Here is a 24,723-nt window from a genome sequence, read left to right as displayed (position 1 = left end):
TGACGGTCGCGTTCCCGGTCGAGGCGTGGCGTCAGCCCCGGGTTCCCGACTCCGGGCCCTCGAGCATCGACGCCATCCTCGAACCAGCCATCTGATTACTTGACGCCGGCGCCGGTGAGCCCGCCCAGGCAGAACTCCCAGACCTCCTTGGCGGTGACCGGGGTGGACTTGCTGCCGGTCGGGACGCCCGGTGTCTGGGCCGTGAACATGGCGGTCTGCATCACGAGGGCGGCGACCCGGCGCGGCTTGGCCGCGCGCGCGTCCCCCGACTCGACGGCCTGCTCGACCAGTTCGGTGAAGAGGTCGAGCAGCGGTACATGCGCGCCGGCCACTTGGTCGGGGTGGGTGGCCAGCAGCTGCATGGCGAAGTCGGTGAACAGCGGGCTCTGCTGGTTCGGGCGCGGCTGCGACTGTTTGTAGAGCAGCTCCACCGCGCTCTGCAGCCGCTCCAGCGGCTTCTTCTTGGCGGCGGTCACTTTGCGGATCTCCGCGGCGGACTGCGACAACGCGTCCTCGAAGAGGGCGAGCAGCAGCTCGTGCTTGCCGTCGAAGTGCTGGTAGAAGCTGCGCAGTGACTGCTTCGACCGTTCGACGACCTCCTGCACGGTGAAGTCGGTCGTGCCCTTCTCGGTGATCAGTTCCTGGGCCGCGTTCAGGAACCGCTCGATCCGTTGCTCCGCGCGGAGTTTGGCGGCACGGGTGGACCGCTCGACCGCGCGCTGGCGCCAGGCGGGCTGTGTGGGCTCTGTGGGGACGGCGTTCATTTGCAGAACGATACTCCTGGCGTGCGAAAAGCGCCGGTCATCCTCCTACCGAATCACCCACCCACGGGAGGAGAGTCACGTTCTCCCGGCAAGATTCTCCTGTCTGAATAGTTGCTTCGCTTCAATGGAGAATGTAGTTTCCGCCGCAGTCGATGCCCGCTCACGACTCCCGACCCGTACGTTCCCCCTGAGGAGGACCGTTGCGTAGGCTACTCATCGGTGTGATCACCGTGCTTGCGGTGCTGCTCGCCGGATGTTCCACCCGCTCGGACTCGAACGGCACGGCGTCCGAGGAAACAGATGCCGCCAAGGCGAGCGCGCCGGCGTCCGGGGGGCCGGACTTCGGGGCGCTCAAGGACGTGTGCGGCAAGGGCGACACCACGTCCGGGTCCGCGCAAGGCGTCACCGCTGACGAGATCAAGGCCGGTGTCTTCACCGACGTGGGCTTCAACAAGACGCCCGACTTCGTCGACGCCGCCAAGGTGTTCACGTCCTGGTGCAACGACAACGGCGGCATCAACGGGCGCAAGCTCACGCCCGTCATCCACGACGCCAAGCTGACCGAGGTCCGGCAGCGCATGCAGGAGGCATGCAAGGAGGACTTCGCGCTGGTCGGTGGCGGGGCCGCGCTCGACGGGCTGGGCGCCAAGGACCGCGTGAACTGCCTGCTGCCCTCGTATCCCGCCCAGTCGAGCCTCATGCCCGCCGTCGGTTCCGACCTGCAGCTGATGCCTTCGGGCCCGTACGCGGACTACTTCCAGTACGCGGGCTTCTACAAGTGGCTGCTCACGGAGAAGTTCCCGGCCTCGGCGGACTCGGTCGGGATCATCTCCGGTGACAGCCCGGTCACCAAGCTGCTTGCCGCGCAGTTCACGGAGTCCATCGCCCAGCTCGGCGGGAAGGTCTCCTACTCCGAGCTGTATCCGGCCACCGGGGTCTCGGACTGGACGCCGTACGCCCAGTCCATCAAGAGCAAGAAGGTCAAGGGCCTGGTCTTCCTCGGTGACTTCGCCTCGCTCGCCAAGCTGGAGCAGGCGCTCACCAGCCTCGGCTACGCCCCGGACTGGATCGACTCCAACAGCAACTCCTACGGGGACCCCTTCATCCAACTCGGTGGCGCCGCCCTGGACACCCAGCACAACTACGCCGAACTGTTCGCCGTCCACCCACTGGAAACGGCGTCCGACAGTCCCGCGGTGGAGAAGGTCAAGGAGCTGTACGCCAAGTACGCGCCGGACGCGAAGGTCGGCTATCTGAGCCTGCGGGCCTTCTCCGCCTGGCTCCTGTTCGCCACGTCCGCCCGTGACTGCGCCGAGCTGACGCGTAAGTGCGTCTACGACAACGCGGCCAAGAACACCGAGTGGACGGGAGGCGGGCTCCAGGCGCCGTTCGACCTGAGCCAGCCGCATACCCCCAGCAAGTGCTACAGCATCGTCCAGGCGTCGTCGAAGGGGTGGAAGCCCGCCGACTTCAAGGCCGACAACGGCGCCTACCGCTGTGACGCGCCGCTGGTGAAGTACAAGGGCAGGTACGGCAAGCCCATCACGCTCGCCGACGTCGGAAAGTCGATGTCCGACCTCAAGTGAGCGGCGGCCATCGGCGGTCCGGTACGGAGTCGAGCCGCTCCGTGCCGGACCGCCCTCTGCCGTGCCGCGCCGCTCGTACGTAGGGTGACAGCGCGTACTGTTCCTCGCGGGAGAAGGTGGGTGAGGCCATGGCCTCGGCGCAGCGTGCGGAAATTCTCCGGGCGGCCCTGGACGTGTTCGCCGAGCGGGGGTACCGGGGAGCGTCCATCGACGCGGTGGCGGAGCGTGCGGCGCTGACCAGGCAGGGCGTGCTGTACTACTACCCCAGCAAGAAGCGACTGCTGTTCGCTCTGCTGCGGCTGCGGGAGGACCTCAACCGGGAGCAGCTCCACTCCGACTGGGACGACCCCGACATGCCGGCCCGGTTCGCGGAGGCGATCGCCTTCGACCAGGGAATCCCTTCCCTCGCCCAGGTGCACAGCGTGGTGATGGCGGAAGCCGCGACCGGGCAGGAGCCGGCGCGTGGCTTCGTCCGCGAACGCCAGCGGGAGCTGAGGGAGATGATGACCCGGGGGCTGGCCGGGCGCTTCGGCGAAAGGCTGCCGAGCGGACTGACGCCCGCGGTCGCGGCCACCGCGCTGATGGCCCTCTTCGACGGCCTGCAGCAGCAGTGGTTGATCGACTCCGAAGGCGAGCCCTACCGGGAAGCCGTGCGCGACGTGCTGGCGGTGCTGCTCGGCACCCGACCGACGCCGACGCCGGAGTCGTCGCCGGTGCCCGCCGGCACGGCATAGGCCCCGCGGGAAAGGCGGCTTCCGCAACAGTGGGGTCCGGCCGCTCTCCCGAGCGCCCGGACCCGACCGTCAGGTCACTGCTGCGCGAACCGCAGCAGCGCGTCCTGGGTGTACGAAGCCACCAACTCGCCCTGTTCCGTGAGGACGTCGCCGCGTCCGTGACACCGCCCGTGTGCCGCGACCGGACTGTGCTGGCGCAGCACCAGCCAGGAGTCGGTGCGCAGGGGCTGGTGGAACCAGACCGAGTGCGAGGTGACAGCGGAGGTGAACGCCCGCCCCGCGTCGTGCTGGGTCACCCCCGCCACGGGGCGCAGCGCGGTACCGATGAGGGTCAGGTCGGTGGCGTAGGTGAGCAGCGCGGGACCGAGGTCCGCGGCCACGGTCGGGGTGCGCGTCCACAGTTCGTAGGCGGGCGGCTCGCTGCCGGGGGAGTCCAGGTCGGTCGCCGACCGGGTCTCCCACGGCAGCAGGTCGAGGTCGATCCGCCGTTCCTCGCCGGGCAGCGGCCCCACCGGCGCGGTGCTCTGCCGCTGCGGTCCGCCCTCCCAGGTGTGCAGGCTCGCCGTGGCCACGGCGACGACCCCGTGTTCCTGCCGCGCCTGGATCTGCACGGCCGCGTACGTACGCCCCTGCTGGACGCAGTCCGTCTCGTAGCGCACGGGCTCGCCGCCCCGCCCTTCACGCGGGAACAGGACGTGCAGGGACTTCACGGCCTTGCCGGGACAGGTCAGTTCGGCCACCCGCACGCTCTGTGCGAGCAGCTGGCCGCCGAACAGCCGGTGGTAATCAAGGTGTTGGGAGCGTGCTTCGTACACGCCCTGTCCGAGCGGCTTGGGGGCCAGGCAGTCGAGCAGGTCGTTCCACAGATCGGTCATGACGGCTCCGTAAAATGTCGGGCGGTCGTCTCCCGAGGGAGGTCACAGCTGTACGAGTCGGGGTGCGGTTCCGCGGGATGCGATCAACCGCCCTGCCTCACGGGTCAGTTCGCGGGCGCTGCCGAGAAGCCCGTCAAGGGTGAGGGTGCGTTTGACGTGCCGGTGCAGCTCGTGCTCGGCGGTGAATCCGGTGCCGCCCAGGACCTGTTGGCAGTGTCGGGCGGCGATCAGCGCCGCCCGACCTGCCGCGGCCTTCGCGAGCAGCGAGCTGAGGTCACCGTCGGCTTGGTCCAGGGTCGCCTCGGCGCCTTCCAAGGCCACCAGTGTCTCGGCGAGCTTGTGCCGCAGCGCCTGGAAGGAGGCCAGCGGGCGCCCGAACTGGTGGCGGTCCAGGACGTGCCGGCCGGCCAGCGACAGCATCGCGTGACCGGTGCCGAGCAGCCACCATCCGAGCGCCTGCCGGCCCAGGGCGAGCGGCACGGGGGCGCCCGCCTCGGGCAGCACGCGCAGCGGCAGGTCGGGGTCGACGCCCGCGGACCCGACGGCGGCGTCGCGTTCCCAGCGCACCCACAGCCCGCCCGCGTACGGCATCGGCAGGGTGCCGCCGGGCGGGCGGCCCTGCTCGTGCAGCAGGACGTCGTTGAGGACCGGGGCGTGGGCGCCGGTCTCACCGAGCACGCGGAAGACGGCACGGATCGCGGCGGCCGGCTCCTCGGCGAGCATCTCGGGCCAGCCCAGGTCGGCGAGTGCCGCCTCGCGCGGGCGCCGGTCGTCGGCGGGCGCCGTCATCGCCTTGCGCAGTGTCTCTTCGAGCAGTTCCCGTTCGCTGTCGTCCATGTTCAAGGGGTCTCTCACTCCTTGCCCAGGCCGAGCAGGCGCCGGGCGACGATGTTGCGCTGGACCTCGGCGGTGCCGCCGTAGATGGTGGCGGCCCGTGAGTACAGGTACTCCGTGCGCCATGCGGGATCCGTCAGCTCGACCGCACCGGGCAGCATGTCCCGTGCGGTGTCGAAGAGCTGCTGCTCCGCGGTGGCCAGCAGGATCTTGTCCACGGAGGTCTCCGGGCCGAGCCGGGCGCCGCCCGCGAGGCGGCGCTGGGTGGCGTGCGAGCGGCAGCGCACCGTGTGCAGCGCCAGATACGCCTCGCCGAGCGCCGTCGCCTCCGCGTCCGCCACGTCCGTCTGGTCGATGAGGCGGTCGAGGCGGGTGTACAGGTGGGCGACGCGATGCCAGAAGCAGGTGGAGCGCTCGTGCGGCAGCAGGTCCATCGCCAGCTTCCAGCCGTCGCCCACCGCGCCGAGCAGCCGGTCACCGGGGACCCGGACGTCGTCGAGGAACACCTCGGCGAACTCGTCGACACCGTGCATCGTGCGCAGCGGACGGACCGTGATGCCCGGCGCGTCCATGTCGAGGAAGAACGCGCTGATCCCGGCGTGCCCGGGGTCGGGTCCGGTGCGGGCGAGCAGGACGCAGCGTGCCGCGTACTGGGCCAGGCTCGTCCACACCTTCTGGCCGCTGATCACCCAGTCGTCGCCGTCGCGCACGGCCCGCGTCGACAGGGATGCCAGATCGCTGCCGGAGCCCGGCTCGGAGAATCCCTGGCACCACTGCTCCCGGCCGCCGAGCAGGCGCGGCACCATCTCGGCTGCCAGAGCCGCGGGCGCGTACGAGATCAGGGTGGGGACGAGGACCTCCACCATCGAGTACAGGCCGGGCTCGGCGAGTTCGCGGGTGGCGACCTCCTCGCCGAGGACGGCCCGCAGCGCGCTCGGCCCGCCGAGCCCCCCGACGGCTTCGGGCCACCCGTGCCGCATCCACCCGGCGTCCCACAACTCCCTGCGGACCCGTTCGAGTTGGGTGACCTGGGCGTCGAGCGAGTGGTCGCCGGGGGCGGGGGTCAGGTCGTGCGCGTCGAGCCAGGCGCGCAACCCTGTGCGGAAGGTGTCGATGTTCACGAGCGGGTCCGCTCGAAGGCGTGCGGACGGCCCGAGTCGTGGGCGCCGCTGCGGCGGATGAACGTCATGGCGCGGGTGTGCAGGCGCCAGCCGTCCGGGGTGCGGCGGTAGGTGTCGTTGTAGTAGCCGATGCGCATGTCGTGGGCCGAGTGCTCGACGAAGCACAGGGGCTGGGTGCCGGTGGCCGTCTCCCCGTCCTCGGCGAACTCCACGACCGGCGTCCCCGTCATGAACAGCCCCTTGGGTGCGGCGGCGATCAGGGCCGGGAACGCGTCGAGCGGATACGTGTCGCCGAACGCGCTGTAACTGCCGTCCGGGGTGAAGGCGGCGAGGACACGATCCGTGTCGCCCTGCGTCATGGCCACGGCGTAGCGGGCGAGCATCTGCTGGATGTCGGCCAGGTCCGCGTACCTGCGGCCGGCCTGGTCCGTGTGCGGTGCGGTCAACGGCGTTGCCGTCCCTTCTTGTTCGGTGGTCGCGGGGGTCGCTGCGAACGTCATGCCGATAAGCGTCCTCCCGTGTCCGGATGGTTGATTCTCCGACAACGAGAAGCTAGTTTCCACCCCTAGGAGGCGCCCACACCATCCCGTTCACGCGGAGGCGCCGGGGAGAGTACCGAGGAGGAAATCCCGTGACACCGTCGTCATCCGCATCCGGGTTCAGCGCACGGCCCGTCCGACCGCGACCCCGGACGGTCGCCTGATGGAACAGTTCCTGACCTTCGGTGTCGTCGGCCTGACCACCGCCGCGATCTATGCGGTCGTCGGCAGCGGCCTCGTACTGACCTACACCACCGCCGGCGTCTTCAACTTCGCGCACGGCGCGGCCGGCATGCTCTCCGCGTTCGCCTACTGGCAGCTGGCCTTCGGCTGGGGGTGGCCGGTTCCGCTCGCCCTCGCCGTCGTCCTGCTGGTGCTCGCACCGGCCTTCGGACTTCTCGTGGAGCGGGTCCTGATGCGCCCGGTGCAGTCGCTCGGGGAAGCGGAGCGGCTCGTGATGGCCGTGGCTCTGCTCACCGGGTGCATCGCGCTGGCCCGCTGGATCTGGGACCCCAACGCCGCGCGCCCGCTGCGCCCCTTCTTCGCCGACGAACCCGCGATCGACCTCGGCCCGGCCGCCGTCACCTGGCACCAGGCCCTCACCCTGGCCGTCGCCGTCCTCGTCGCCGCCGGGCTGTGGGTGCTGCTCAACCGTACCCGCGCCGGTACCGAGATGCGGGCCTGTGTCGACGACCGCGCGCTCGCCGGACTCGCCGGCGCGTCACCGCAGCGCGCGGCCCGGCTCGCCTGGGTGCTGGGAACCCAACTCGCCGCCATCGGTGGCATATTGATCGCGCCGATGGTCGCCCTCGACGCCCAGCAGCTGTCCCTGCTGATCGTCTCCGCGTACACCGCCGCGGTCTTCGGCCGGCTGCGCAGCCTCCCGCTCACGTTCCTCGGCGCGCTTGTGGTCGGCTGCCTGGAGAGCTACCTCACCGGCTACCTCCCGCAGAACGACTACCTGCCCGGCCTGCGCCTGGCCGCCCCCGCTCTGTTGCTCTTCCTCGCACTGATCGTCTTCCCGCACCGCCGTCTGCGCGGCCGCGAGCGCCGCCTGGTGCAGGTGCCACTGCCCACCGCGCGCGGCACGCTTGTCTTCGCGGGGTGCGTTCTGCTGTTCGCCGTGTTCCTGGCGACCGTCCTCGACAGCGAGGAGCTCATCTCGTACGGGCCACTCTTCGCGCTCGGGGTTGTCGCCCTCTCGTATGTGCCGCTGGCCGGGTTCGCGGGGCAGATCTCGTTGTGCCAACTGGGCATCGCGGGGATCGGGGCAGTGGTGTGGGGCCACCTCGGCGAGCAGGGCCAGTTGTGGGCGCTGCCGGTCGCGGTGCTGGTCGCCGCCGCCGTCGGCGCCCTCATCGCCGTGCCCGCGCTGCGCCTGTCCGGCATCTACCTCGCCCTGGGTACCGCAGCGTTCGCCGTCGTCCTGGACCGGTGGGTGTTCACGATGCCCTCGTTCGAGGTGTTGGGCATCCGTGTCGCTCTGTTCGACCAGGGGTCCGTGGAGGTGCACGGACCCGATCTGTTCGGCTGGCAGCTGACCTCGGACACCGAACTGCTGCTGTTCTCCGCCGTGGTGCTCGCGCTCGTCTCGCTCGCCATCGCCTGGCTGCGGCGCGGCAGGTTCGGGCGCGCGCTGATCGCGCTGCGCGACAGCGAGGCCGCGTACGCGACGCTGGGCGGCCGGCCGCTGGGCGCGAAGGTCGCCGTGTTCACGCTGTCCGCCGCCATCGCGGGGCTCGGCGGAGCGCTCTACGGCATGCAGCAACGCACCATCACCGCCGAGCAGTTCAACCTCGTGGCGAATCTGCCCGTGCTCCTGATCGCCGTCATCGGCGGGCTCGGCGCGGTCGGCACCGGCTTGTTCACCGGCCTGTCCTATGTGGCGCCGCCCCAGTTGCTCGGCCACTTCGGCAACTGGGCGCAGGACGTGTCGACCCTGCTGATCGCGCTCGCCGGCATGGGCCTCGCGCACAGTCCCAGCGGCATCGTGCCCCGGATGCGCGCCGACTGGACTCCACTCACCCGCGACCGGCAGCTGTTCCCCGCCACCGGGGCGGTGCTCGCCCTGCTGTGGGCCCTGTACGCGGCAGGCCTGATCGGCGGCGCGGTCTTCCTGGTCGCGGTCCTCGTGGCGGCGACGGCGCTGCGTGTGTGGGCCACCGCGCGGCAGTCCGGCCCGCGTCTGGAGCTCGACCACCCCGTCGAGTGGTGGGGGATACGCCGCCCCTGGCAGGCCGGGGACCGGGAGGTGATCGCCCGTGGCATCGCTGCGAGCTAGCGGAGTGACCGTCGTCTTCGGCGGCAACCGTGCCCTGGACGAGGCCGGGTTCGATGCCGAGTCCGGGCACATCACCGGCCTGATCGGCCCCAACGGGGCAGGGAAGTCGACCCTGTTCGACGTCGTCTCCGGGCTGCGCAGGCCCCAGTCCGGCGCCGTCACTCTCGACGGCGACGACATCACCCGCGCCACCCCGGCCCAGCGCGCCCGGCGCGGCATGGCCCGCACCTTCCAGCGCCTTGAGCTCTTCGGGCGGCTCAGCGCCCGCGACAACCTCCTCGTAGCCGCCGAACTGGGCGCCCGCGGAAGAGAGTCGGGCCGCACCGCCGACCGCATCCTGGAGCGCATCGGCCTGACCGCCGACGCCGACACAGCCGCCGACGCACTGCCCACCGGCGCGGCCCGCCTCCTGGAGGTCGGCCGTGCCCTCGCCGGACGGCCCCGAGTCCTCCTGCTCGACGAACCCGCCGCGGGCCAGGACGCCGAGGAGACCCGGCGCTTCGCCGCGCTGCTGCGCGACGTCGCCGCCGACGGCTGCGCGGTAGTCCTCGTCGAGCACGACATGGGCCTGGTCATGAGCGTCTGCGACCAGGTGTACGTCCTCGACCTCGGCAAGATCGTCGCCAGTGGGCCGCCCGAGGACATCCAGCAGGACCAGACGGTCCTGGCCGCATATCTGGGGGAGGTGTGAGCGCCATGACCGAGGAGACCATGAAGCCGCTGCTCGAGCTGAGCGGTGTGCAGGCCGCGTACGATCGCATCACGGTCCTGCACGGCGTGGACCTGACTGTTGCCGCGGGGCAGGTGGTCGCGCTCCTGGGACCCAACGGCGCGGGCAAGACGACGACGCTGAACGTCGCCGCCGGAGCGCATCAGCCCAGCGCCGGACACCTCCTGCTCGGCGGCCGCGACGTCACCGGCGCCCATGCGCGCGACCTCGCCAGGGCCGGAGTGTGCCTCATCCCGGAGGGGCGCGGGGTCTTCCCCAACCTCTCCGTGCGCGACAACCTGCGCATGATGACGTTCACCGGCCGTGACCGGGCGGAGATAGAGGAGATCGCGTACGCCCGCTTCCCGGTCCTCGGTCGGCGGGTCCGTCAGGCGGCGGGAACCCTCTCCGGAGGCGAGCAGCAGATGCTCGCCCTGGCTCGCGGTCTCGCCACCGACCCAGCGGTCCTCCTCCTCGACGAGCTGTCCATGGGCCTCGCCCCTCTGGTCGTGGCCGAGCTGTACGAGCACGTGGCCGAGCTCGCCCGTCAGGGTGTCGCCGTCCTCGTCGTCGAGCAGTTCGCCACCGCCGTCCTCAAGATCGCCGACCATGCGGCCGTCCTCGTACGCGGCCGTGTCCAGTGGCAGGGCCATCCCGACAGCTCCCTGCACGCCGAACTGTCCTCCTACTACCTGGGGAGTGCCGCATGACACCACCGCCCGACACCACCGCCGCCCAGGCGTCGTCCCGTGCCGACCGGTTCGTCCGGGACCTGGCCGCGCTGAAGATCCCCGACCCTGCCGCCGCCCGCAACGTGCTGTGGCTGCGCGCGGGAGGGATCCTGCTCCTGGCCGGCCTCGTCCTGGGCGCCCTGGCCTACCCTCTCACCCATGCCACCGACAACCCCCTCGCCCAGCGCGACGCGCTCGCCATCGGCCTGACCGGGGTGGTGTGCGCGGTGGTGGGAGGCGTGGTGTACCTGCGTTACTCGCTCACCGGCTTCCTGCGTTTCTGGCTCGCGCGTCAGTCCCACGACCTGTCCGTCCTGGGGGACCGGCTGACCGAGGAGAGGGCGGCCGGTTCCGGCGTCGCGGTCTCTGAGAACGGCCAGGTAGTGCCTCGTTGACCGCTTTACCGGGCCGAACGGGGTGGGGGCGGCGCCACGCATGGCGCCGCCCCCAACCCGTCTTCCTTCTCAACTCCGCTACAAACCAAGGGACTTGGCCACAATGACCTTCATGACCTCGCTCGTTCCCGCGTAGATCCTGGTGATCCGGGCATCCGCGTACAGCCGGGCTATCGGGTACTCCCGTATGTAGCCGTATCCGCCGAAGAGCTGCAGGCAACGGTCCACGCAGCGGGCCTGCACCTCGGTGCAGAACAGCTTTACCTTCGCCGCGTCCGCGCCCGAGAGGCTGCCCTCGACCAGTTCCTGGACCGCACGGTCGAGCATCGTCTGCGCGGCCTCCACCTCCGTGGCGACCGCGGCGAGTTCGAACTTCGTGTTCTGGAAGGAGGCCAGCGAGTTGCCGAACACCTTGCGGTCCTTGACGTACGCGAGCGTCGTGTCGAGCGCCGCCCGGGACTGGGCGACCGAGCCGACGGCGACAGTCATCCGCTCCTGCGGCAGATTCCGGCCCAGGTACGAGAACGCCTCGCCCTCCTCGCCGAGCCGGTTGGCCACCGGCACCCGCACGTCGTCGAAGGCGAGTTCCACCGTGTCCTGAACCCTGATGCCGATCTTGTCGAGCTCCCGGCCCTTGGTGAAGCCGGGCATGCCGTCCTCGACGACCAGCAGCGTCAGGCCCGCCCTGCGGTTGTCCGGATCCGACGACGTACGCGCGACGACGATCACCAGATCGGCGAGGAGCCCGCCGGTGATGAACGTCTTGGCCCCGTTCAGAACGTACTCGTCGCCGTCGCGCACCGCCGTGGTGCGGATGCCCGCGAGATCGGAGCCGGTGCCGGGCTCCGTCATGGCGATCGCCGTCAGCAGCCGGCCCGCGGCGATTTCGGGGAACCAGCGCTCACGCTGCTCCTTGTTCGCGTATGTGAGGAAGTACGGCAGGATCACGTCGAGCTGGGTGCGCACCGTGCCCAGCGTGACCAGGGCGCGCGAGGCCTCTTCCTGCAGGATCACGTTGTACCGGTAGTCGTCGGTGCCCGCACCGCCGTATTCCTCGGGGAGCGCCAGGCCCATCACGCCGATGTCGCCGAGCTGCTCGAAGACGCGGCGGGGCATTCGGCCCGCCCGCTCCCACTCCTCGTAGGACGGCACGACCTCACGTGTGACGAACTCCCGTACCAGTTCCCGGAACGCCTCGTGGTCGGCGGTGAAGATGTCTCGGCGCACCCTGAACTCCCCTGACTAGTCGATGAGTTCGACAACGGTCGCGTTGGCGGTGCCGCCGCCCTCGCACATGGTCTGCAGGCCGTAACGGATGCCGTGGTCCCGCATGTGGTGGATGAGGCGTGTCATCAGGACCGCGCCGGACGCGCCGAGTGGGTGGCCGAGCGCGATCGCGCCGCCGAGCGGATTGAGCCGGACCGGATCGGCGCCGGTCTCCGCGAGCCATGCCAGGGGAACCGACGCGAACGCCTCATTGACCTCGTACACGCCGATGTCGTCGAGGGTGAGGCCGGCCTTGCGCAGTACCTGTTCCGTCGCGGGGATCGGGCCGGTCAGCATCAGAACCGGGTCGGCGCCCGTGACCGCGCCCGCGCGGTAGCGGGCCAGCGGGCTCAGGCCCAGGGCACGGGCCTTCGTCCGGGTGGTGACGAGGAGGGCGGCCGCACCGTCGGAGATCTGCGAGGCGTTGCCCGCGTGGATCACCCCGTCCTCCTCGAAGGACGGCTTCAGGCCGGCCAGCTTCTCGGGCGTCGTACCGCGGCGCACCCCCTCGTCGGCCCGCAGCGGATGGCCGGGCAGCGGGGCGAGCTGGGCGTCGAACGCGCCCGCGTCCTGCGCCGCGGCCGCCAGCTCGTGGGACAGCGAAGCGAATTCGTCCAGCTGGAGCCGGGAGAACCCCCACTTCCGTGCGATCTTCTCCGCCGAGATCCCCTGATTGAAGGAGAAGTTGTCGTAGCGCTCCAGGACGCTGGGCGACCACGGTGCTCCGCCGGTGCGGGCCGCACCCAGCGGCACCCGGCTCATCACCTCCACACCGCCCGCCACCACCATGTCGTACTGGCCCGACAGCACGGCCTGCGCGGCGAAGTCCAGGGCCTGCTGGCTGGAGCCGCAGGCCCGGTTCACCGTCGTCGCCGGAACCGTCTCCGGCCACCCCGCGGCGAGGAGCGCGTACCGCCCGATGTTCCCCGACTGGTCGCCGATCTGCGACACGCAGCCCCACACCACGTCCTCGACGTCGGCCGGGTCGATGCCGGTGCGGGCCACGAGTTCGTTCAGGACATGTGCGGACAGGTCGCCGGGGTGGACATCCGCCAGCGCGCCGTTGCGTTTGCCGACCGGCGTCCGGACGGCCGCCACGATCACGGCTTCACGTGTCACTGTTCGCCCTCTCCTCGGTCTCGATGGTCAACTCCTGCTGATCGAGGCAGAGTTCACGCAGGATCGCCTCGGTGTGCTGGCCCAGGGCGGGTACGTCGCCCATCGGTGCCGGGCGTCCGCTGAGGACCGGTGGCGGCAGTGGCGCCAGGGTCGGACCGCCCGGAGTGCCGATCTCACGCCAGCGGTCGCGGGCCTTGTGCTGCGGGTGCGCGAGCACCTCGCTCGGCGTGTTCAGCTTCGCGTTGCCGATGCCGGCCGCGTCGGCCGCCGACTGGATGTCCCGCAGGGTGTGCCGGACGCACCAGCGGGCGATCTCCGCGTCGAGGCGCTCGCGGGCGGCGACCCGGTCCGCCGTCGTGGCCAGGCCCGTGTCGTCGGCCAGGTCGGGGCGGCCGAGCAGGTCGCGGGCGTAGCGCCGCCACTCCCGGTCGTTGGTCGTGCCGAGCACCACGGTGTGGCCGTCGGCCGTCGGGTACGCCCCGTACGGGGCCACCGCCGGGGAGCCCATGCCTGCGGGCTGCTGGTCGACGCCGGTGTGCCGGGTGTAGGTGAGCGCGTACCCCATCAGCTCGGTCATCGTGTCGAACATGCTCACCGACGCCATGGCGGGGGAGTAGCGGGCCGTGGACCGTCCGCGCTCGGCGAGCAGCGCGGTGATCGACAGGGCCGCGTACAAGCCGGTGCACACGTCGGCCATGGGCGGACCGGGCTTCGCCGGTTCGCCGGGCCGGCCCGTGATCGCGCACGCGCCTGCCTCCGCCTGGACGAGCAGGTCGTAGGCCCGCTTGTGGGAGAGGGGGCCGCCGGGTCCGTAGCCGTCGATCTCCATGGTGATCAGATCGGGGTGCCGTGCCGTCAGGTCGTCGGCGGAGATGCCGAGTTTGGCCGCAGCGCCCGGCGCCAGGTTCGACACGAACACGTCGGCCCGCTCGAGGAGGCGGTGCAGCGCGCGCGAGCCATGCGGCGACTTGAGGTCGAGGACCAGCGATTCCTTTCCGCGGTTCACCCACACGAAGTGTGCGGCGAGTCCGTGCACCACGTCGTCGTAGTACCGGGTGAAGTCGCCACCGGGCGCCTCCACCTTGATGACCCGGGCGCCCAGGTCGCCCAGTGCCCGGGTGCACAGCGGCGCCGACACCGCCTGCTCGACCGAGACGACGGTGACCCCCGCCAGGGGGCCCGAACCCCTCACGCGTCCTCCCGGAAGCGGGTTCGCAGCTCGTCCTTGAGCACCTTGCGGCTGGCGTTGCGCGGCAACTCGTCGACGAAGCGGACATGCCGCGGCACCTTGAAGTTGGCCATGCTGGCGCGCGCCCACGCGATCACGTCCGCGCCCGTGGCGCTCTCGCCCGGCCGCAGCACCAGATAGGCGCAGCCGACCTCGCCGAGGCGCTCGTCGGGCACGCCGATCACGGAGGCCTCGGCGACCGGCGCGTATCCGAGGAGCAGCCGTTCGATCTCGGCCGGGTAGGCGTTGAACCCGCCGACGATGAACATGTCCTTCTTCCGGTCGACGACCGCCAGGTTGCCGTCGGTGTCGAGGACCCCGACATCACCGGTGCGCAGCCAGCCGTCCACGTCGATGGCCGCTGCCGTTGCCCCGGGCTCCTCCCAGTAGCCACGCGTGACATTGAAGCCGCGCACCTGGATCTCACCCGCCTCCCCGCCGGGCAGGGGGCGTCCCTGGCCGTCGACGACACGTACCTCCACGTCGGGAATCGAGCGACCCGTCGTACGGGCCACGGTCTCGGGGCCGTCCCCGAGCCGCGTCGTGGTCGCCAGCGCCGTCGACTCGGTCAGCCCGTACGCGCTCATCACGACGTCGAACGACAACTCGTCCCGCATGGCCCGGATGAGCTGCTCCGGGATGGTCGTCCCGCCGGTCATGGAGACGCGCAGGGACGAAGTGTCGTACCGGGAGCGGCTCGGCAGGTTGATCAGGTCCTGGAAGATGGTGGGCGGGCCGAGCAGGATGCTGACCTTCTCCCTGTCGATGATTTCCAGTGCGCGTGCCGCGTCGAAGACCGGCATCGGAATCACCGTCACCCCGTGCAGGAACGAGGCGAGCCAGCCCGCCTTGTAGCCGAAGCAGTGGAAGAACGGCGGGATGACCAGGAAGACGTCGCCGGCGCGGAACGTGTACTCCTCGGCCATCCAGCCGTACGCGCGCAGCGACTGACCGTGCGTGAGGATCACGCCCTTGGGATGACCCGTCGTACCGGAGGTGAACATCACGTCGGACACGTCGTCCGGCGCCACCCGGTCGATCGAGGCGTGCGCCGCCCCCTCGGGCACGGCAGCTCCGCGAGCCAGGAAGTCGGGCCAGGTGAGATCGGCCTCGCCGCGCGGGCCGAGGATGGAGACGCTGGTGCGCAGGGCGGGCAACTCCGGGTCGTGCTTGCGTAGTTCGGCGACGTAGTCCGTACCGAGGAAGGGTGCCGCGAGCAGGGCCTTCGCGCCCGACTTGCGGAGGATGTAAGCGAGTTCGGCGGCCTTGAAGCGGGTGTTGAGGGGGACGACGATGCCGCCCGCTCCCTGAACACCGAGGGCCGCGACGATCCACTCGGCCGAGTTGGGGGCGCAGATGCCCACCCTGTCACCGGGACGGATGCCGAGCGCGAGCGCGGCCCGCACGCCCTGGATCATCTGCCGCTCGAGGTCCCGGAAACTCCACCGGACCTCGCCGACGACCAGCGCCGGCGCGTCACCGTACCGCTCGGCGGCCCGGCGGACGACGTTCGGAATGCTCAGGTATTCCTGGTCGTAGCGCATCACGGCTCCGTTCACGACGCCGACGGCAACCGCAGCAGCCGCTTGGCGATGATGTTCCGCTGGATCTGGGAGGTGCCGCCGTACACCGACGCCGCGCGGGAGTAGAGGTACTCCCCGTACACCGCCCCGCCGTCCCGGCCCAGTTCGTCCGGCAGGACCTGCAGGGCCGTCTCGTACAGCCGCTGCTCGGCGCGTGTCATGAGCAGCTTGTCGATGGACGACTCGGGACCGGCCACGCGCCCCGCGAGCCGCTCGGCCGTCCGGCGGCGGGCGTGCGCGACGAGCACCTGGTAGTCGACGACGCAGCGCCCCACGGCGGTGACCAGCCCGTCGGGCATCCCGTCGCCCCGTTCGCGCAACTCTTGGCGCAGCCGTTCCAACAGCAGCCCGTACTTGGAGAGATGGCCGGTGTCGAGGGCGTTGCGCTCATAGTTGACGGTGGTCATGGCGAGCGACCAGCCGTCGCCTTCGGCGCCGATCCGCTCGGCCGTCTCGATACGGACGTCGTCGAGGAAGAGTTCGCAGAACTCGTCGTCCCGGTTGGCGGCTTTGAGGGGGCGTACGGTCACCCCGGCCCGGTCGAGCGGCAGCGCGAACGCGGTGATCGAGGAGTGCGCGGGGGCTTGGCGGTCGGTGCGCGCGAGAAGCAGGCAGTAGTCGGAGTACTGGGCGTAACTGGTCCACAGTTTCTGCCCGTTGACGAGGTAGTGCCCGCCGTCGTCGCTGCGTCGCGCGTACGTGCTCATGCCCGCGAGGTCCGATCCCGCGCCGGGCTCGCTGAACCCCTGGCACCACACGTCGTCGCCGGCGAGCATGCGAGGCAGGAGCCGGGCCCGCTGCTCCTGTGAGGCGAACTCGAGGAGGGCGTGGGCGAGATAGCCGATCCGGGGCACGCCGGGTGCGCGGCAGGCGCCCAGTTCATCGCTGACCGCCACCTGATGCAGGGCGGTCAGGCCCCGGCCGCCGTATTCCTCGGGCACGTCCAGGCCCACCCAGCCGCCGGAGTACAGCCGGCGGTGCCAGCGGTGCAGGAACTCGGCCGGTGCCTCGTCCGGCCGCCGCTTCGGCAGCGGATGAGCTGCGAGCCAGGCGCGCAGTTCCTTGCGAAGCGCTTCGAGGCCCGCCGGATCGCCGAAGTCCAGCGGCAGGTCGTGGTCGGTCACGGCGTCTCCAGGGGCTCGGAATCCGGCAGCGCGAGCGCGGTCAGCAGTTGAGCCGTGCCGGTCAGGAGAGTGGCGCCGACACGGACCCGGCGCAGATACAGGTGCGCGATGTGTTCCCAGGTCTGCGCGATGCCGCCGAACACCTGCATCCCCGCGTACACCGCCTCCAGGGCGGACACGTCGACCTCGGCCTTGGCGACGCGGGCCGCGGTGAGGGCGGCGTCCGGATCCGCGTGGTCGAGACACCAGGCCGCGTACCGTGTGGCGGAGGCACAGGCCTCCACGGCCACCGTGGCGTCGGCCAGCAGATGCTGCACCGCCTGATAGGAACCGATCGGCCGTCCGTACTGGACGCGATCGCCGGCGTATGCCGTGGCCTGCTCGACGAACGAGCCCGCCGCACCGACGAGTTCACTGCTGACCATCACCAATGCCCACGCTTGCCACGCCCGTTGACCTTGCCGGTCCAGTCGGCCGATGGCGCGAGCGTCGTGCGTTCGGGCCACGCGGACCGTGCGCAGCAGATCCGTGGTGGGGGCGGCGTCTCCGAGCGCGAGGACACGCACGGAGCCGTCGCCTTCGACGCACAGCGCGCCGTCCGCCCCTTCGGCGTCCCAGGCCACCCGCTCCCCGTCCCCGGTGGCGAACCGCAGGTCGCGGCCGAGTGCGATGGTCGAAGTGCCCTCGTACGGCAGGCTCTGGCCACCCGCCTCGAGCAGGCGTAGTACCTCGGGGGCGAGCAGCACCGTACCGAGAAACGAGGTCGCCAGCGGATGCCGCCCGTACTCCTCTGCGAGCAGTGCGCACTCCTGGGCCGACGCCAACGGCTCCACCGTGCGCCGCAGTTCGGAGAGTCCGAGTCCGTCGAGCGCCTTCTGGGCCGCCGCTCGCTGCGCCGGGGCCGCCTTTGCCGAAGCGCACCGGTGGTCGGCGGCGAAGGCCCCCAGTGCCTCGCGGACCAGCCGGAACTCCTCCGCCTCCACGCTCACTCCTCCGGCTCGGCGCGGGAGCCGCGCCGCGAGCCGCCCTCGGCGAGCGCGGTGACGATCCGCAGGTAGTCGGGGCTCGTCATGGTGGACTTCTCCGCCATCAGTGCCGCCTCCATGCCGCCGCGCGACACCTGCTCCACGACCACCGCGAGGGCCGCCTTGGTGGCGCGCAGCGCCTGCGCGGGCTGGGCCGCGAGCCGGTGCGCCAGGGCGAGCGCCTGGTCGGTGAGGTCGGCGGCGGGCACGACACGGTTGGCGAGCCCGAGTTCCACCGCCGTCGACGCCGGAATGCGGTCCCCGGTGAACAGGTACTCCTTGGCCCGCAGCAGACTCGTCAGCAGCGGCCAGAGCGTGACCCCGCCGTCTCCGGCGACCAGGCCGACCGACACATGCGGGTCGGCGAGGTAGGCGTCATCGGCCATCAAGACCAGATCGCAGCCGAGCGCGAGTGAACAACCCAGGCCTACCGCAGGCCCGTTGACCGCTGCGATCACCGGCAGGGGAAAGCGGATCATCGCCGTCTGGATGGCCCGGTCGAGCCGGATCGAACGCTCCCGCAGCTCCGCGTCGCTGTGGTGACGCAGCAGATGCCCGAAGTCACCGCCGGCGCTGAACGCCCGGCCCGCGCCGGTGAGCACCACCGCCCGCGCGTCCTCGTCCGCCGCGATGTCGTCCCAGACCTCGGCGAGCCGTCGGTGCAACTCCGCCGAGACACCATTGAGTTGGTCCGGCCGGTTCAGCGTGACGACCCGAACGTCCTTGTCGGCGGTCACGGTCAGGACGGGGCTTGCCTCGCCGCCCATGGAACCTCCTCACCAGAAGTCCTCATCAGAAGGCGCGCCGTCGGCCGCGGAGCGGCTGCGATCTGCGCGCCGCTCACGCTATGGGCCACCCGGACAGGTGTCAATGCCCTTACCGTTTAGCGTAAATGGGATTCTCATCGATCTTCGTGGAACCTCGTGGAGCGGTCGGCGAGGCGAGTGACGAGGCGGCCGCGGGGTTTGGTGCGCGCAGGCCCCTCCCTCTGGCGCCGGGCCCGTACGTAGGGTGAGGAGGCAAGGTCGCGGGGCGGAAGGGGCGAGGCCATGGGACCGGCGGGGCGCGAGCAGATCCTGCAGGCCGCGGTGGAGGTCTTCGCGGAGCGCGGCTACCGCGGCACCTCCATCGGCGCCGTCGCCGACCGGGCGGGAGTGACCAGGCAGGACGTCCTGCGTCACTACCGCAGCAAGAAGCGACTGCTGACCGCCCTGCTCGACTTCCGCGACGAGCTCAACCGGCGCCAAGGCGGCGGCGACGGTGAGTACGCGAGGATGCCCGCCCGGTTCGCCCAGGCCGTCGCCTTCGATCAGCGCCACCCCTCGCTCGCCCGGGCGCACAGCGTCATGATCGCGGAGGCGGCCATCGGCCTCGAACCCGCCCGTGGCTACGCGCGCGAGCGGCGTCGTGCCCTCCAGGACCTCCTCACCCGCAGCCTCACCGAGATGGGCGGCGAGCGGTTGCCGAGCGGGCTGACGGCCGAGGCCGCGGCGACCGCGCTCCTGGCCGTGGTGGAGGGTGTCCACCAGCAGTGGCTCGTCGATCAGGACGGCGGCCCGTATCCCGGCGTCGTGCGGGACGTGCTGTCCGTGCTGCTGGGTACGGGGCCGGACGCCTCCCGACCGGACTCGGACTGACGCGGGGCCGTGTCATGAAACTGGACGGCTGCCCTGTCTCACGCGTGCCGGGGTGGCCCCGTCGGCGGCGGACGGAGCCGGTTCAGCCGGTCGCGATGTCGGAGAGCAGGGCCTCGACCCGGGCCCGCGCCCGCTCGGCGACGCCCCCGCCGGGGGCGACATGGACCCGGTCGGCCTCGATGGCGTCGAGCGCCGCCTCCGCGACCTCGCGCGGCGACAGGATGCCGCCGCGGCTCGCGGCGAAGCTCCGCATCGAGGCGGGGGTGCCGGGCGGCAGCCGAAGTGCGCCCAGTGCTTCGGAGTTCTGGCCGAGCGGTGTGTCGACGAGGCCAGGGCAGAGCACGGTCGCGCCCAGCGTGGGCGCGACGCGCTTGAGCTCCGCGTCGAGTGTCTCGGTCAGGCCGACGACCGCGTGCATGGTGGTGGTGTAGGGCGTGCGGTCGGGCAGCGGGGCGAGGCCGCCGGAGGAGGCGGTGTTGAGGAAGTGGCCCGCGCCCCGTTCGACGAGCAGGGGAGCGAAGGCCCTGACGCCGTGGACGACGCCGAGCACTTTGACGCGGATCAGTAACTCCCAGGTGCGCGCTTCCTGTTCCCACAGGGGTGCGGCGGGCGACGCGACACCGGCGTTGTTGCAGACCAGGTCGACGCGCCCGTACACGGACAGCGTCCGGTCGGCGAGCGCGCGCACCGACGCCTCGTCGCCGACGTCCGCCACCTCGGCCGTGACATCGGCGCCCGCGGCGGTCAGCGACGCCTTGGCCTTGGCGAGTCCCTCCTCGCGGACATCGGAGATGACCAGCCGTACGCCGCGAGCGGCGAGGGCCTCGGCGAGGCCGTAGCCGATGCCGCTGGCCCCGCCCGTGACGACGGCGACCTGGTCGTTCGCTATGCGCATGCGTGCTCCCTGCGTCGCTCGGCGGTGACGGGATCCGACGCTAGCAGAATCGTGTTCTCCTGTAACGGCTATGAGGTTCTTCTCGGCTCAACTGGTCTGATCTGTACGCCGTTTCGGCGGCGCACCGTGCGCCGCTCTGGCGAGCACGTTGGTGGCCAGGCGGATGTGCGCCGCGTCCACGAGCCGGCCGTCGTGGCCGATGGCGCCCGTGCCTTCGGCCTCGGCGCGGCGGTAGCGCGCGATGACGTCCTCGGCCGCCGCGACCTCCTCCTTCGTGGGCGTGAACACGTCGTTCGCGAGGGGGACCTGGCTGGGGTGGATGGCCCACTTGCCGTCGAAGCCGAGCAGGGCGGCCTGCGCGGCGGACGCGCGGTAGGCATCAGGGTCTCCGTATGCGGGAAACGGGGCGTCGACCGCGGCGAGGCCGGTGGCCCGGGCCGCGGTGAGGACCTGCGCCCGCGCGAAGTGCCAGAAGTCGCCGGGATAGGGCCCGAGCGGGTCGAAGTTGCCGTCGACCCGAGCCTGCAGCGAGACCGACAGATCGCCCGCGCCGAAGATGAGCGCCTCCAGACGTGAGCTGGCCCGGGCGATCTCGAGGGCGTTCGCGAGCCCCTCCGCGTCCTCGATCAGCACCTCCAGCGCGATCCGCCGGGTCAGCCGCAGCTTCTGCTCCAGTTGGGAGAGGAGGACGTCGACCCACCAGACGTCGCGTGCGCCGCGCACCTTCGGGACGATCACGACGTCCAGTGCCTCCCGCGCGCCCGTGACCACTTCGATGATGTCGTCGTGGCACCAAGGTGTGTCCAGGCCGTTGATGCGGACGGCCCGCAGCGTGGAGCCCCAGTCCTGGCCCGTCAGGGCATCGACGGCCAGCGAGCGCGCGGATTCCTTGACGGAGGGGGCACACGCGTCCTCCAGGTCGAGGAAGACCAGGTCGGCGCCGGAGGACGGCGCTTTCGCGCACATGCGCTCGCTGCTCGCCGGGGTGGCCAGTTCGGAGCGGCGCGGTCGTCGCGTACTCATCGCGTCGTCCCCCATCGCGTCGTCCCCATCAGATCGTCCCTTCGGCGCGCAGGTCGTCGAGCTTGTCCGGGGCGAGCCCGAGCAGCCCGCCGTACACGGCGTCGTTGTCGGCGCCGAGCCCGCGCGCGAGATGGTCGACCCGTCCGGGTGTCTCGCTCAGTCGCGCCACGGGAGCCTGGACGGTGACGTGGCCGAAGTCCGGGTCGGGTACGCGGCGGAACGTCCCGCGGGCGCGCAGGTGCTCGTCCGCGAGCAGGGCCGGGGCGTCGTACACGGGAGCGGCGGCCGCCTCGGCCGCGTCGAAGGAGGTCATGGCCTCGTCCAGGGTGTGGCGACCGACCCAGTCGGCCACGGCCTGGTCGACCTCGGCCGCCCTCTCCTGGCGGCGGACCGGGTCGACGTAGTCGGGGTTCTGCGCCATGTCCTCGCGGCCGACGGCGCGGAAGACGCGCGCGGCGATGCTGGGCGAGGCGCTGGAGACGGCGAGCCACCGGCCGTCGGCGGTGCGGTAGGTGTTCCGCGGCGCGCTGGCCGGCAGCATGTTGCCCGACCTGCCCTTGACCGTGCCGAGTTGGTCGTAGGACAAGGTCGCCGATTCAAGGAGCCGGGTGAGCGGCTCGACGAGGCTGACGTCGACCAGCTGACCGTCCGCGCCGTGCACGTCACGGTGGTAGAGCGCCATCATGACGGCGTACGTCGCCGCGAGGCCGGCGACACCGTCGGCGAGCATGAACGGTGGCAGGGTGGGCGGCCCGTCGGGCTCGCCCGTCTGGTGGGCGAAGCCGCTCATGGCCTCCGCGAGCGTGCCGTAGCCGGGACGGTCGCTCTTCGGGCCGCCGCGGCCGTAGCCGGTGACATGGACCATCACGACGTGCGGGTGCGCCGCGTGGACGGACTCGTAGTCGAGTCCCCAACGTGCCAGCGCACTGGGCCGGTTGCCGGCCACGAACACGTCACTCACGTCCAGGAGGCGGTGCAGGAGGGCCTGGCCCGCGGGGGTGTGCAGGTCGAGCGTGATGAACCGCTTGTTGCGGCCGATGCTCTTCCACAGCAGTCCGATGCCGTCCCGCCGGTCGCCCCAGGTGCGCATGGGGTCGCCCGAGCCGGGCTGTTCGACCTTGATGACCTCCGCGCCGAACTCGCCGAGTGTCGTCGCCACGGTCGGGCCGGCGGCGAGCGTGGCGATCTCCACGACGCGCAGTCCGTGCAGAGGGCCGTGCCGGGGTGTGGGTTCTTCGGTCATCCGACCTCTTCTCGGTGGTTCGGTCTCTGAATGCCCCTGGTTCTGCAGGCCCCGTCGTCAGTGCCCTGTCAGGCGAGCGACGACGGGTGCGAAGCGCTCCGCCTCGTTCTGTTGCACGGTGATGTAGTTCGCCCCGAAGCGCGCGCGCCGTTCCTGTAGCCGATCGACGATCTCGTCCTCCTCGCCGATCAGCACGTTCGGGTGGTCGAGCAGGCCGTCGGCCGGTACGCCCAGCGTCCGGGCCACGCGGTCGGCGGCGGAGGCGGGGTCGTCGGTGAGCCTGGCGAAGAACGGAGAGCTCTCGATCTCCAGCCCTCCGATGCGCCCGCCCGCCGCATCCCGGACCAGGCCGTACCGGTGAGCGGCCTCCTCCTGCGGCGTGCGACCGGCGTCGTTGCGGGCGTCGAAGGGCACGTTCGCGAGGCTCACGATGTCCGCTTCCCGTGCGGCGAACGACAGGACGCGGCGCCGGGAGCCCCCGATCATGATCGGGGGACCCGGGCGCTGCACGGGCAGCGGCAGGCCCGCGTGGTCGACCGCGGTCACGTACTCGCCCCGCAGGTCCAGGGGTTCGCCGCTCCACTGTGCCTTGAGCAGCGCGACGACTTCGCACAGCTTGTCGACGCGGCGGCCGGCCGGTGCGAACGGCAGGCCCATGGCGCGGTATTCGGGCTCGCTCCAGCCCGCGCCGATGCCGAACTCCAGCCGCCCGTCGGAGAGCAGGTCGAGCGTCGCGGCCTCCTTCGCGAGGACTCCGGGGACGTGGTAGTCGACGCAGAACACCCGGCATCCGACCCGGAGCGTGTCCGTCACGGCGGCGGCCGTGGCCATCGCGGCGACGGGCGCCAGGTGCTGCGCGGGCCAGCGGGCCTCGCGCTGGGCCGGACCCGGGCCGAGGTAGTGGTCGGCCAGGAAGAGCGTGCTGTAACCGAGGTCCTGCACCGAGCGCGCGGTCTCGCGCCATTCCTTCGCAGAGGTTGCCCTGGTCGCCTGGACGGCGAACCTAAATGGCTGCACACTTGTCACGCATCGAACGATAACTGTTGTGTACTTGCCGCGCCATGCCCCTGCGAGGACCAGCTGGACGGGCTCGACGGATCGGATGCGGCGGGAGAGGGAGGGCACATGGTCAGGCGCGCACGCTTCGCCGAGTACCAGGACCGGTACCGCAACTACCGCTTCGAGCTGAGCGAGGAGGGGATCCTGCTCATGCAGTGCCACACCGACGGCGGAAGCCTGGTGTGGGACTGGAAGGCGCACGACGACATGGCGGACGCCTTCGCCGATGTGGCGGGCGACCGGGAGATCAAGGTGCTCATCCATACCGGCACCGGGGAGAACTACAACGCGAACTGGGGGCGGCTGCCCAACGGCGAACTCCCCGAGAGGCCGATGTACGACGCGATGCCGGGAGTCCGCGGCCTGCGCAAGCTGGACGAGAAGGCCTGGTACAACCGCAACCTCATGTGGAACGTCCTCGACGTCGACGTGCCCATGATCAGCGTGGTGAACGGCCCCTGCAACATCCACTCGGAAGTCCCGCTGATGGGCGACATCGTGCTGGCCTCGCAGGACGCGTACTTCCAGGATGTGTCCCACTTTCCGCGCGGCCAGGTGCCCGGCGACGGACAGCATGTGATCTGGCCGTTCCTGGTCGGCCACAACCGCGCCCGCTACCTGCTCCTGACCGGCAAGAAGCTCTCGGCCCAGGAGGCCCTCGACTGGGGCGCCGTCGCCGAGGTGCACGCCAAGGACGCGGTTCTCGACCGGGCCTGGGAACTGGCCCGAGAGCTCGCGAAGCGTCCCTACCTGGTCCTGCGCTACACGCGGCAGTTGTTCACCCAGAACCTCAAGCGCGCCTTCCTCGACGAGCTCGGCCACGGCCTCGGCCGCGAGACCTACGCCCAGCAGGAGTTCTTCCCCTTCGGGGGCGGCATGGAGCCCCTGGACCGGGCGTGGGACGACGATCCGTGGACCTGAACGGGTCGACAATAGGAAACAGTTATATGGC

General features: G+C 71.1%; 24 protein-coding genes. 8 read left to right on the top strand and 16 right to left on the bottom strand.

What is annotated here, in order from left to right; translation table 11 throughout:
• Positions 1-95: 95 nt before the first annotated feature.
• Positions 96-764, bottom strand: a complete 669-nt coding sequence (locus ABT114_RS43515) for a TetR/AcrR family transcriptional regulator (protein ID WP_351150822.1) — start codon at positions 762-764, stop codon at positions 96-98.
• Positions 765-964: 200 nt separating this feature from the next.
• Between ABT114_RS43515 and ABT114_RS43510 the strand changes: the two genes are divergently transcribed.
• Together ABT114_RS43510 and ABT114_RS43505 are read left to right on the top strand one after the other, a co-directional pair.
• Positions 965-2,350: an ABC transporter substrate-binding protein gene (locus ABT114_RS43510; protein ID WP_351150820.1), complete on the top strand. Its 1,386-nt coding sequence runs from the start codon at positions 965-967 to the stop codon at positions 2,348-2,350.
• Between the two features lie 128 nt (positions 2,351-2,478).
• The gene (locus ABT114_RS43505; protein WP_351150817.1) at positions 2,479-3,084 is read left to right on the top strand and encodes a TetR/AcrR family transcriptional regulator; all 606 of its coding nucleotides are present in this window, start codon (positions 2,479-2,481) and stop codon (positions 3,082-3,084) included.
• Between the two features lie 74 nt (positions 3,085-3,158).
• Here ABT114_RS43505 and ABT114_RS43500 read toward each other — a convergent pair whose 3' ends face one another.
• The 4 genes from ABT114_RS43500 to ABT114_RS43485 are packed head-to-tail and all read right to left on the bottom strand — an operon-like array spanning position 3,159 to position 6,414.
• Positions 3,159-3,959, bottom strand: coding sequence for an acyl-CoA thioesterase (locus ABT114_RS43500; RefSeq protein ID WP_351150815.1), 801 nt, complete (start codon positions 3,957-3,959; stop codon positions 3,159-3,161).
• Positions 3,960-4,001: 42 nt separating this feature from the next.
• A complete protein-coding gene (locus ABT114_RS43495; protein ID WP_351150830.1) occupies positions 4,002-4,796 on the bottom strand; it encodes an acyl-CoA dehydrogenase family protein in 795 nt (264 codons plus the stop codon).
• 14 nt (positions 4,797-4,810) lie between these two features.
• The gene (locus tag ABT114_RS43490) at positions 4,811-5,914 is read right to left on the bottom strand and encodes an acyl-CoA dehydrogenase family protein (RefSeq protein ID WP_351150812.1); all 1,104 of its coding nucleotides are present in this window, start codon (positions 5,912-5,914) and stop codon (positions 4,811-4,813) included.
• Positions 5,911-6,414: a nuclear transport factor 2 family protein gene (locus ABT114_RS43485; protein WP_351150810.1), complete on the bottom strand. Its 504-nt coding sequence runs from the start codon at positions 6,412-6,414 to the stop codon at positions 5,911-5,913. The genes ABT114_RS43490 and ABT114_RS43485 overlap by 4 nt, the downstream gene beginning before the upstream one ends.
• Before the next feature lie 202 nt (positions 6,415-6,616).
• Here ABT114_RS43485 and ABT114_RS43480 point away from each other — a divergent pair, with 202 nt between their 5' ends.
• From ABT114_RS43480 to ABT114_RS43465, 4 genes are read left to right on the top strand one after another with little or no spacing between them, the layout of a single operon-like run.
• On the top strand, positions 6,617-8,734 hold the full coding sequence (locus ABT114_RS43480) for a branched-chain amino acid ABC transporter permease (RefSeq protein ID WP_351150807.1): 2,118 nt from the start codon (positions 6,617-6,619) through the stop codon (positions 8,732-8,734).
• Positions 8,715-9,425, top strand: a complete 711-nt coding sequence (locus ABT114_RS43475; protein WP_351150805.1) for an ABC transporter ATP-binding protein — start codon at positions 8,715-8,717, stop codon at positions 9,423-9,425. The genes ABT114_RS43480 and ABT114_RS43475 overlap by 20 nt, the downstream gene beginning before the upstream one ends.
• 5 nt (positions 9,426-9,430) lie before the next feature.
• Positions 9,431-10,153 carry an ABC transporter ATP-binding protein gene (locus tag ABT114_RS43470; RefSeq protein ID WP_351150803.1) on the top strand — a complete coding sequence of 241 codons (723 nt, stop codon included), beginning with the start codon at positions 9,431-9,433 and terminating at the stop codon, positions 10,151-10,153.
• Entirely contained in the window at positions 10,150-10,569 is a 420-nt protein-coding gene (locus ABT114_RS43465; RefSeq protein WP_351150800.1) for a hypothetical protein, read from the top strand. Before ABT114_RS43470 ends, ABT114_RS43465 begins: the two co-directional genes overlap by 4 nt.
• Positions 10,570-10,647: 78 nt before the next feature.
• Here the strand turns inward: ABT114_RS43465 and ABT114_RS43460 are convergent, their stop codons facing one another.
• The 7 genes from ABT114_RS43460 to ABT114_RS43430 are packed head-to-tail and all read right to left on the bottom strand — an operon-like array spanning position 10,648 to position 18,681.
• Complete coding sequence (locus tag ABT114_RS43460; protein WP_351150797.1) at positions 10,648-11,796, bottom strand: acyl-CoA dehydrogenase family protein; 1,149 nt, start codon at positions 11,794-11,796, stop codon at positions 10,648-10,650.
• A 15-nt stretch (positions 11,797-11,811) separates the two neighbouring features.
• Entirely contained in the window at positions 11,812-12,954 is a 1,143-nt protein-coding gene (locus ABT114_RS43455) for a thiolase family protein (RefSeq protein WP_351150794.1), read from the bottom strand.
• Entirely contained in the window at positions 12,944-14,146 is a 1,203-nt protein-coding gene (locus ABT114_RS43450; protein WP_351150792.1) for a CaiB/BaiF CoA transferase family protein, read from the bottom strand. Before ABT114_RS43450 ends, ABT114_RS43455 begins: the two co-directional genes overlap by 11 nt.
• The gene (locus ABT114_RS43445) at positions 14,143-15,726 is read right to left on the bottom strand and encodes a FadD3 family acyl-CoA ligase (RefSeq protein ID WP_351150828.1); all 1,584 of its coding nucleotides are present in this window, start codon (positions 15,724-15,726) and stop codon (positions 14,143-14,145) included. Before ABT114_RS43445 ends, ABT114_RS43450 begins: the two co-directional genes overlap by 4 nt.
• Before the next feature lie 11 nt (positions 15,727-15,737).
• Positions 15,738-16,889, bottom strand: a complete 1,152-nt coding sequence (locus tag ABT114_RS43440) for an acyl-CoA dehydrogenase family protein (RefSeq protein ID WP_351150790.1) — start codon at positions 16,887-16,889, stop codon at positions 15,738-15,740.
• Positions 16,886-17,872, bottom strand: a complete 987-nt coding sequence (locus ABT114_RS43435; protein ID WP_351150787.1) for an acyl-CoA dehydrogenase family protein — start codon at positions 17,870-17,872, stop codon at positions 16,886-16,888. Before ABT114_RS43435 ends, ABT114_RS43440 begins: the two co-directional genes overlap by 4 nt.
• 2 nt (positions 17,873-17,874) lie before the next feature.
• Entirely contained in the window at positions 17,875-18,681 is an 807-nt protein-coding gene (locus tag ABT114_RS43430) for an enoyl-CoA hydratase/isomerase family protein (protein WP_351150784.1), read from the bottom strand.
• A gap of 282 nt (positions 18,682-18,963) precedes the next feature.
• Between ABT114_RS43430 and ABT114_RS43425 the strand changes: the two genes are divergently transcribed.
• On the top strand, positions 18,964-19,551 hold the full coding sequence (locus ABT114_RS43425; protein WP_351150782.1) for a TetR/AcrR family transcriptional regulator: 588 nt from the start codon (positions 18,964-18,966) through the stop codon (positions 19,549-19,551).
• An 82-nt stretch (positions 19,552-19,633) separates the two neighbouring features.
• Here the strand turns inward: ABT114_RS43425 and ABT114_RS43420 are convergent, their stop codons facing one another.
• From ABT114_RS43420 to ABT114_RS43405, 4 genes are all read right to left on the bottom strand, one after another.
• Positions 19,634-20,446 carry an SDR family NAD(P)-dependent oxidoreductase gene (locus ABT114_RS43420; RefSeq protein WP_351150780.1) on the bottom strand — a complete coding sequence of 271 codons (813 nt, stop codon included), beginning with the start codon at positions 20,444-20,446 and terminating at the stop codon, positions 19,634-19,636.
• Positions 20,447-20,533: 87 nt separating this feature from the next.
• Positions 20,534-21,469 carry an HpcH/HpaI aldolase/citrate lyase family protein gene (locus tag ABT114_RS43415; protein ID WP_351150777.1) on the bottom strand — a complete coding sequence of 312 codons (936 nt, stop codon included), beginning with the start codon at positions 21,467-21,469 and terminating at the stop codon, positions 20,534-20,536.
• Between the two features lie 28 nt (positions 21,470-21,497).
• A complete protein-coding gene (locus ABT114_RS43410) occupies positions 21,498-22,712 on the bottom strand; it encodes a CaiB/BaiF CoA transferase family protein (RefSeq protein ID WP_351150774.1) in 1,215 nt (404 codons plus the stop codon).
• A 57-nt stretch (positions 22,713-22,769) separates the two neighbouring features.
• Complete coding sequence (locus ABT114_RS43405; RefSeq protein ID WP_351150772.1) at positions 22,770-23,738, bottom strand: TIGR03621 family F420-dependent LLM class oxidoreductase; 969 nt, start codon at positions 23,736-23,738, stop codon at positions 22,770-22,772.
• A 99-nt stretch (positions 23,739-23,837) separates the two neighbouring features.
• Between ABT114_RS43405 and ABT114_RS43400 the strand changes: the two genes are divergently transcribed.
• On the top strand, positions 23,838-24,692 hold the full coding sequence (locus ABT114_RS43400) for an enoyl-CoA hydratase/isomerase family protein (RefSeq protein ID WP_351150770.1): 855 nt from the start codon (positions 23,838-23,840) through the stop codon (positions 24,690-24,692).
• The last annotated feature ends 31 nt before the right edge of the window (positions 24,693-24,723 follow it).

The organism is Streptomyces sp. NPDC002088, from assembly GCF_040296605.1.
Taxonomy (GTDB): Bacteria; Actinomycetota; Actinomycetes; order Streptomycetales; family Streptomycetaceae; genus Streptomyces.
This window is presented reverse-complemented; position numbering and strand designations above follow the sequence as displayed.